Genomic DNA, 8,215 nt, shown 5'->3' on the forward strand with positions numbered 1-8,215 from the left:
GTCCCCACCCCAACTATTTACAAAGAGCCAGTTTTGGTAGTTCAATAATTAGAGGAGTGTCGTCATACACTTGAAGAATTTGTACAATGTTTTCTGTGAATATGACAACCCTTCAAGTTTGGCGTGCCTTGTATAAATATGGTGGCGTGCAAGCTTTAATGCGCCCCAATAAACAACGTTTGTGGATTTTTTAAATGAACCATTGTTTATGCGGCTTTTTATGCACGTTACTGAATGAAATCGTACATATTCTTAGTGTTGTAAATCCTAAATCTGTAGAGCGATTGTTGTATATGCCCCTCTTTTCCTTATAGTAACAAGCTTTGAGAAAACAGCTTAAATTATACCTGTGCTAGCCCGCCATCTACGAACAATTCAACACCCGTCAAGTAGCTGCTTTCGTCTGAAGCAAGGAAAGATACAGCGTTTGCTACTTCTTCAGGTGTCCCAACTTTTCCAGCTGGAACAGTATTTTTGCTATTTTCCAGTACATCTTCAAGTGCATCACCAAAAAGCTCATCGTATGCAGGTGTAAGAATACCTCCTGGACTTACCACATTTACACGGATTTCAGTACCTTTTAGGTCAAGAATCCAATTGCGAACTAGTGCTCTTAATGCTGCTTTAGATGCTCCATATACACTAAACGCTGGGTTGCCAATTGATCCAGCAGTAGAGCCCGTTACAATAATAGAACCTACTTTGTTCGGGAATAGTGATAACGCTTTTTGAACAGTAAAGATCGTTCCTTTAACGTTGATGTCGAGAGTTCTATCAACCTGATCTTCAGTAATTTCACCTAATGAAAGGAAACTGCCGACGCCTGCATTAGCAAAAAGAATATCCAACTTACCTTTTTCCTGCTTTATAATGTCATATAGTTTGTCTAAGTCATCAAGCTTAGAAATATCCCCTTGAACACCGGTTACGTTCTTGCCAATTTTATTAACAGCTTTATCAAGTTCGTTTTGTCTGCGTCCTGTGATATAAACATATGCACCTTCGTTTACAAACTTTTGTGCTGTAGCAAGACCAATCCCACTTGTTCCGCCCGTTACAAGCGCTATTTTACCTTCAAATTTACCCATACTTAACACTCCTTTTGTGTTAATTTTTGTTTTATGTCTAGCACCTTTAAGTACTTGAAAAACACCTTACAAGGTATATTATCCATCTATAAACTATAATATTGGAAGTACCCACTTTTTTGTTATATACTAACCAAAAAGTAACAATTTTGTAGTAAAAGGGGTTAGACATGAAAAAATTTAGTTGTGGTTTTGAAATGACAATGGAAGTTATTAGCGGAAAATGGAAAGGCCTTGTATTATACTTTTTAATGGATGGACCAAAGAGAACGAGTGAATTAAAGCGCATTATCCCAAATATAACTCAGAAAATGCTTATTCAAACACTTAGAGAGCTTGAAGCCAGTGGACTTGTGAGCAGAAAGATGTATAATCAAGTACCGCCGAAAGTTGAATATTCAACTACTGAACTTGGAGAATCTCTTCAACCTATCTTGCAGGAACTCTGTCAATGGGGAAGCCATTATGCGGAGCAAGTTAATGCAGAAGATGAATTCGAAATCGCACCACCAGAAGAGGCTTCATTTTAACACCTTATATGTAAGGTGTTTTTTTGTTGCACTTGTATGAGGCCAGGAGAATTTATTAGTAATAGCAAAACAAGTACTGCCAATTTCCAATTATGATTGATTGCGGAAGTACAACATTAAGGAGAAAGAGTAGGACTTTGCATTGATAATTGACACCAATTGAAGCATTTTGGGGAACCTAAAAAGTAGAGTATTATTTATATAAGTTCGAGTCGTTTGAAGAATTAAAGCACGCTATCGATATGTACATCAAGTTCTATAACAACGAACGTTATCCCGATTATCACCACAACCCGAGAACCCTTTATCACAACTCAGCTTCTTTGTCACAACTCGCAATCCAATTATCACAACTCAGCTTCTTTGTCACAACTCGTAATCCAATTATCACAACTCACAGCTCTTTTATCACAACTCGAGAACCCTTTATCACAACTCAGCTCCTTTATCACAACTCAAGACTCTTTTGTCACAACTCGCAATCCGATTATCACAACTCACGGCTCCTTTATCACAACTCGCAATCCAATTATCACAACTCAAGACCCTTTTATCACACCCCACCCATTTAATTTGATTTCACTGTTTAAAACTACTAGATAACTAAACCAAACTATCTACAACAACCCAAAATCCGAAACTTTCAGCACTATCCATCCGTATATTATTCAATAGATCACCATTCACAGGAGGTACCAAATAATGAAAAAGTTAATAATCTATCTTCTTACATTCGCAGTCGCATTTGTTGTATTACAAGTATTGTGCGGGTTATTTCTTACGTTGGTTTATACGCCAGATATTTCTTCTGCTTGGTATATGCAAGCAACTGCTCCTAGTACAACTATATTTGGAATTTCAGTATCTATTTCGTCCTTTATCATTGCAATGATTTCGGCTGCGATTGCGTTTCTACTCACTTCCCAGTTTCAAATCACAAAAAAAGGAGCGCAATAATTGCTGCTCCTCTCTTTTTACTTATTAAAATCTTTGCATTCTTTGTATTTCTAAGCTCGCATACTTAGCTAAATCGTGATCTGAATAATCATAGTAATTTTCTAGAACTTTCGACCATTGTTCTGCAATATTCTTTTTTAATAATCCATTCATCTTCTCTTGATTCCAAACATTTATGTATAATTTTTCAGCTAGGGTTTTCGCATCTTCAGTTAGCTTGGATGCAGTCACTAATATACACTCATTACATCCAAAATATGCCTTTCCAATCGCAATTCGATGAATATCATCCATTGTTATAATAATTTCGTCTTTAACAATACTTATTGCATGTTTCTCATTATTATTTTCAGCAAAATATTGAATTCCAAATTCATCTGAATCAAAATGACTATTAAATTGAATATTTTGATAACCAAACTTTTTAAGAGACTTTATCGTAAAAATTTGTAACTCACGAAGCGACATTTGAGACATATCATTGTCTCCCATAATTCCATAAGTCTTTTCAAATCGCTCCCATAAACCTTTTACAAATTCTGTTAACATGTCTACTCTTTTCGGTGACAAAAACTCATCAAGAATTTGCGATAATTCTTCCGTAGATTGAATTATATGAATTTTCTTCTTTTGCAGAGATACAATTCTTTTCGTCGCTTGAAGAATATAATAAACACCGAAACAAAAGAAAAAAACAATTAATACAAGACCGACTGGATGAAAGAGATAGTTCTGATAAATATAAACTAAACGTTCAACATAACTCTTACTATGTATGTATGGAAAAAATAAAGCTAACAAAAAAGGAAAAATTAATAGATATGCACTTAAACAAATACCTTTCCAAATTTCTGAAATTGAGATTTTCCTTTCCTGAGCCAATTTAGCTGCTTTTCCAGAAGACTCTTGGTTTTTCTCCATTTTCAAAATCATATCCATATTCTTTTTCGCACATTCCGGACAGAAAATAACAATTTTTCGACCATTTAAAACCTTTTCTGTCTTCATATTATGTATTGTGCATACTTGGCTTTCCATTTCTACACCTCTTAAATTCCAAGGCTATTTATATTTTTACCTTACCATTATTATATTAAAATATACCCTCCAATTAAATGAGTGATAATTACTACATTTTTAAGTAGCATCTAATTCTTTATTGCTATTTTTCCAAAATTATCAAATTCCATGAATCATAACATGAATGTCACCTTTTGTTGCTACCAAGTTACATCATATCCATCTATAATAGGGATTAGGAGGTCTAATATGAAAAATTTGATAAGTACGAATTTGAAAAACTTGCGTAAACGATATGATTATACGCAAGAACAATTAGCTGAAAAACTCAATGTTTCACGACAAGTCATCGCAAAATGTGAAAAAGGTGAATCACTACCCGATATTCAACTTTGCTCACAGTTAGCAGAATTGTTTGATGTGGCACTCGATGATTTAGTGAACTATTCAAGTAAAGAAGTTGGAGTTGATGTACCCCCTCGTGGGAAGCATATGTTCGGAATTGTTACAGTGAGTGAACGTGGGCAAATTGTCATACCCAAAAAAGCGCGTGAAGTGTTTAACATTCAATCTGGCTCACAACTGATTATTGTCGGTGATGATGAACGCGGATTAGGAATTGTACCTCAACACTACATGAAGAAATTCTTTCAGCAAGCATTTTTAGCAGAGGAGGACGATGAAAGATGAACGCAATTGATATCCAGTCCATCTCAAAATATTATGGAGAAAAACACGCAGTAGACAACGTTTCTTTATCTGTTGCTCAAGGTGAATTAGTCAGCTTACTCGGTGTTAATGGTGCCGGTAAATCAACGTTAATCAATCTATTAACAGGTCTTATAACACCTACTGCTGGTGATGCATTGATACATGGCAAAAGTATTGTGAAAGATCCTCATCAAGTAAAATCATTGCTTGGCGTATCTCCTCAAGAAACAGCTATCGCCCCTAATTTGACCGTTCGAGAAAATTTAGAGCTTATGGCAGGTGTGCACGGCTTCGATCGTCAAAAAACGAAGTCTAAAACTGATGAGCTCATAGCAAATTTCAATTTATCGACTGTAGAGAAACAAAAAAGTAAAACTTTGTCCGGTGGCTGGAAACGTCGCCTTAGTATTGCAATGGCTATTATTAGCGAACCAAAAGTTCTCTTCTTAGATGAGCCGACACTGGGGTTAGATATTTTAGCACGGCGTGAATTATGGCAAGTAATTGAGAAAATCAGAGGAACAGCAACGATTGTATTGACAACACATTATTTGGAAGAAGCCGATGCTTTGTCTGACCGCATATTCATATTAAAAAATGGTCGTTTAGAAGCAGCTGGTACAAGTGATGAGCTGAAACAGCAAACTGGAACGACTAAATTTGAAGATGCCTTTATTAAGTTAGTAATGGACGGTGAAAAAGCATGAGAGCTATGGTGTTTGCCAAAAGAAATACATTAGAAATTATAAGAGACCCACTTTCCCTATTTTTCGGATTAGGTTTTCCGGTTATTTTACTGATCTTATTATCCATTATAAATAAAAACATTCCGGTTGACCTATTTTCGGTAAGTAACTTAACGCCTGGCATTGCGGTGTTTGGACTTTCCTTTTTATCACTCTTTTCTGCACAATTGATAGCAAAAGACCGAACAACTGCTTTACTTAGTCGATTGTTTACAACACCAATGACAGCAATGGATTTTATCTTAGGTTATACATTACCGCTTCTTCCAATGGCATTGTTACAAAGTGTTGTGTGCTTCTTATGCGCGATTATCCTTGGACTTAAGATGACTTGGTCAATTGTCCCAACAATCCTGTTACTATTTGTGGTATCCCTTATTTTCATCGGATTAGGATTATTAATCGGTTCAACATTAAGTGAAAAGGCTGCTACAGCCATATCAGGAGCTCTCTTAACGAATCTTTGTGGTTGGTTATCTGGCACTTGGTTTGACTTAGAACTTGTTGGTGGCGCCTTCCGTGATATTGCCTATGCCCTTCCATTCGTCCATGCAGTAGAAATGGGAAAGGCTGCTTTAGCCGGTAATTATCAAGATATTTGGCCCCATCTTGGAGTAGTAGCGGGTTACGGTATTGTGCTATTAGCAATCGCGGTCACCTTATTCCATAAAAAGATGAAATCAATATAAGAATATCAGACTGAAAAGTTTACAATGTATATTATGCTAATCATATATTTCTACTAATATAAAAAAACAACTTCAACGATGCCCATTAGGACAAGATTTGAAGTTGTTTTTTATATAAATTGCTGATGATAGTGTTGCAAGGCATAACTTTTCTCAGAGAATCCTCTATCGAAACTTTACTCAATCCTTAACGACAATATCTCTGGTGGTTCTTCTAGTTCAATGAGGATATTGTCTTCAGTTATTTTCAATGGATAGAATGGATTTTCTTCAGCAACCATAGTTTGAAATTGGTCATTCGTCATTGGTTTTATTTGTTCATATTGACGGATATAGCTTGGATATTCAAATTCCACGCTTTCAATCGTTTGAAGCGTTTCTTGTAATTTGATTTCCTCTTCTTCTGTTAAATTGATGCCATCTGTTAATACACAGTCGTTTACAAATTTTATGATAAAATTTTTCGCTTCAACAATACTATTAAATCCTTTTAACTTTGCGATTGCATTTTGAATTTGGGCATTCTCAGACTTTCTTTGAAGTGCGATAGTCGAGCAATCTTTTAGAATCCATGATAACTTTTCTTGGACAATATTATTTAATAGATCTTTTACTTTTATAAAAGATTCTAGTAATTTTTCTTCTTCTAATTTAAGAAGATGATATTTTCTCTCTAAAATTTGTTGTTGTTCGTTGAGAATTTCAATTTTTTCGACGAAATATACTTCGTCATTACCGTTTTTAAAAATATATTTTAATAATTTCATGCCATTAGTCTTTTGATGTTTTTTATCTACAAGTTCATAAAGAGCCTCATATTCTTGAAGAATTTTACGATAGTCTCTAATTTTCGTTAGATAATCTTTTGCTTGTTGAACAAAACTAATTATTGGTCGATGTTTATTAAATAATTTGTCATCCATTACTTGGATTAACTGATATAAGGTTTCTACATTTTTAAATTTTTCGCTATGTATCTTATACTGTTCCGTTAGCTCACTAAAATATTGATTTTGTGCAGCTTCTGTAATTTGTCGCATATCGAAATTTTCAATATATTCTTTCAAAATCAGAAGTGAAGAGCAATATGGTTCACGCTCTGGAATGATTTCAATCTCAGTTTGAAATCGTTTCAGCCAATGGATAAATCGTTCTTGCAAATAGGATAATCGTTTCGCTTGGTTATTTGCTGTCTTCTCCAACTCTTTAATGACAAGTTCAATTTGGCTGTTGTTCCATTGCTCATCATCATTAGCTGATAAAGAGTCAAATGCTTCTTTTGAAGAAATACATACTATATCTCTTACATGGTCGGAAAGCTGGCTTTCATACGATGCAATTATGGCTTGCTCATTCAGCCCCATTAAATCAAGGCCATTTATAATCCCTAATGGAATTATTTTCTTATCTTTCAGCTTTTTAAGTAAATTTAGTTCAGCTGGAATTATAGGATTTCCATGTTTAAAAATCCAAAATACATCATCCGCACGATTTAATATAGTCTCTTTCAAGTATGCAGATTCACTACCAGAAACTTGAATTGGTGTTGTGTCTATTAACGTAACCATCTTCAAGAGATCATTGCAAATAAAAATCTCGATAAAATCAAGACTTTCTCTTAAAAGTTTGGCGCTTGATGTATCTAAAACTGTGAACAATTCTACTTTATCCATATCAAATGTAGCAACTTGTCCATCTAAAAAATGAGCACGAACTTCTTCTTTTTCTCCATAACAAATAATGGTGTTTACTTCTGTCGCTACTTCCATTGTACTAAAAATTGTTCGTTTCAATAAAGCATTAACTAAAGTTGTTTTACCATTACCAGTCATACCAGCTAATAAGACCATGGTGCTATTCGTTGCATCTTGAATGATATATTTTAAGATTTTGTTTGTTTCTTTTACATATGAATTTTGAGAAAGTAATGTATTTAAATATGTTAGTTTTTCTACAAAATTTTGTAAAAAATCTGCAAGTTTATCATCTTCCCAACGAATAGGTAATTTCTCTTTTAAGTCGGCAATCTTCATTAGGTCTTTATCCATCCGTTAAATCTCCTTTAATACTGCTTACTCTTTAGTATACATGAAATTCAACGGGTGTTGTTTAATATTTTTTATTCATAAATGATTTTTGAAAGATTTAAATTCAGTGTTGCACATAGTTATTTATCACTATTTATATAGTACTTTTAATATAAAACATTGTTTTTATAAAGATTCTGTACATTTCTTTTTCCTGGTTAATCGGTTAATGACTTGTTATTTGGTTCGCTTTGCTATAATTTGTGGTTCCTTTATCATAATTTGTGAGTCATGAACCAACTTTGTTTCCTTGTTGGAACTGGGTGGCTACTTTTGCACAACTCACTCCCTTTTGCACAACTCAGGCTCCCTTTTGCACAACTCAGAACCCCTTTTGCACAACTCAGAACCCATTTTGCACAACTCGGAATCCCTTTTGCACAACTC

Annotated in this window: 8 protein-coding genes and 1 pseudogene; 6 read left to right on the forward strand and 3 right to left on the reverse strand. The window is 34.4% G+C overall.

The window, feature by feature from the left end; translation table 11 throughout:
* Window positions 1-341: 341 nt before the first annotated feature.
* The gene (locus CW357_RS17385) at window positions 342-1,088 is read right to left on the reverse strand and encodes an SDR family NAD(P)-dependent oxidoreductase (RefSeq protein WP_124218722.1); all 747 of its coding nucleotides are present in this window, start codon (window positions 1,086-1,088) and stop codon (window positions 342-344) included.
* 170 nt (window positions 1,089-1,258) lie between these two features.
* Between CW357_RS17385 and CW357_RS17390 the strand changes: the two genes are divergently transcribed.
* The 3 genes and pseudogenes from CW357_RS17390 (at window position 1,259) to CW357_RS17400 (ending at window position 2,575) form a co-directional block, all read left to right on the forward strand.
* Complete coding sequence (locus CW357_RS17390; protein ID WP_124218723.1) at window positions 1,259-1,618, forward strand: winged helix-turn-helix transcriptional regulator; 360 nt, start codon at window positions 1,259-1,261, stop codon at window positions 1,616-1,618.
* 203 nt (window positions 1,619-1,821) lie between these two features.
* Window positions 1,822-2,190, forward strand: a pseudogene (locus tag CW357_RS17395) (IS3 family transposase); the annotation flags it as partial.
* Window positions 2,191-2,320: 130 nt separating this feature from the next.
* Complete coding sequence (locus tag CW357_RS17400) at window positions 2,321-2,575, forward strand: hypothetical protein (RefSeq protein ID WP_119415117.1); 255 nt, start codon at window positions 2,321-2,323, stop codon at window positions 2,573-2,575.
* A gap of 24 nt (window positions 2,576-2,599) precedes the next feature.
* On the opposite strand, the gene CW357_RS17405 is transcribed toward CW357_RS17400, so the two are convergent.
* Window positions 2,600-3,613, reverse strand: a complete 1,014-nt coding sequence (locus tag CW357_RS17405; RefSeq protein WP_119415118.1) for a restriction endonuclease — start codon at window positions 3,611-3,613, stop codon at window positions 2,600-2,602.
* Window positions 3,614-3,844: 231 nt separating this feature from the next.
* On the opposite strand from CW357_RS17405, the gene CW357_RS17410 reads away from it, so the two are divergent.
* From CW357_RS17410 to CW357_RS17420, 3 genes are read left to right on the forward strand one after another with little or no spacing between them, the layout of a single operon-like run.
* Window positions 3,845-4,285: a helix-turn-helix domain-containing protein gene (locus CW357_RS17410; protein ID WP_124218724.1), complete on the forward strand. Its 441-nt coding sequence runs from the start codon at window positions 3,845-3,847 to the stop codon at window positions 4,283-4,285.
* Window positions 4,282-5,013: an ABC transporter ATP-binding protein gene (locus CW357_RS17415; protein WP_124218725.1), complete on the forward strand. Its 732-nt coding sequence runs from the start codon at window positions 4,282-4,284 to the stop codon at window positions 5,011-5,013. Before CW357_RS17410 ends, CW357_RS17415 begins: the two co-directional genes overlap by 4 nt.
* A complete protein-coding gene (locus CW357_RS17420; protein WP_124218726.1) occupies window positions 5,010-5,741 on the forward strand; it encodes an ABC transporter permease in 732 nt (243 codons plus the stop codon). The genes CW357_RS17415 and CW357_RS17420 overlap by 4 nt, the downstream gene beginning before the upstream one ends.
* A 176-nt stretch (window positions 5,742-5,917) precedes the next feature.
* Here the strand turns inward: CW357_RS17420 and CW357_RS17425 are convergent, their stop codons facing one another.
* Window positions 5,918-7,789: a dynamin family protein gene (locus CW357_RS17425; RefSeq protein WP_124218727.1), complete on the reverse strand. Its 1,872-nt coding sequence runs from the start codon at window positions 7,787-7,789 to the stop codon at window positions 5,918-5,920.
* Window positions 7,790-8,215 lie beyond the last annotated feature (426 nt).

The organism is Rummeliibacillus sp. TYF005 (assembly GCF_003844195.1).
GTDB lineage: Bacteria > Bacillota > Bacilli > Bacillales_A > Planococcaceae > Rummeliibacillus.

Excerpts from the sequence above, each read along its gene's own strand:
- CW357_RS17415 (WP_124218725.1), top strand. The coding sequence starts at position 4,282 with ATGAACGCAATTGATATCCAGTCCATCTCAAAATATTATGGAGAAAAA.
- CW357_RS17400 (WP_119415117.1), top strand. The coding sequence starts at position 2,321 with ATGAAAAAGTTAATAATCTATCTTCTTACATTCGCAGTCGCATTTGTT.
- CW357_RS17385 (WP_124218722.1), bottom strand. The coding sequence starts at position 1,088 with ATGGGTAAATTTGAAGGTAAAATAGCGCTTGTAACGGGCGGAACAAGT.
- CW357_RS17390 (WP_124218723.1), top strand. The coding sequence starts at position 1,259 with ATGAAAAAATTTAGTTGTGGTTTTGAAATGACAATGGAAGTTATTAGC.
- CW357_RS17410 (WP_124218724.1), top strand. The coding sequence starts at position 3,845 with ATGAAAAATTTGATAAGTACGAATTTGAAAAACTTGCGTAAACGATAT.
- CW357_RS17405 (WP_119415118.1), bottom strand. The coding sequence starts at position 3,613 with ATGGAAAGCCAAGTATGCACAATACATAATATGAAGACAGAAAAGGTT.
- CW357_RS17425 (WP_124218727.1), bottom strand. The coding sequence starts at position 7,789 with ATGGATAAAGACCTAATGAAGATTGCCGACTTAAAAGAGAAATTACCT.
- CW357_RS17420 (WP_124218726.1), top strand. The coding sequence starts at position 5,010 with ATGAGAGCTATGGTGTTTGCCAAAAGAAATACATTAGAAATTATAAGA.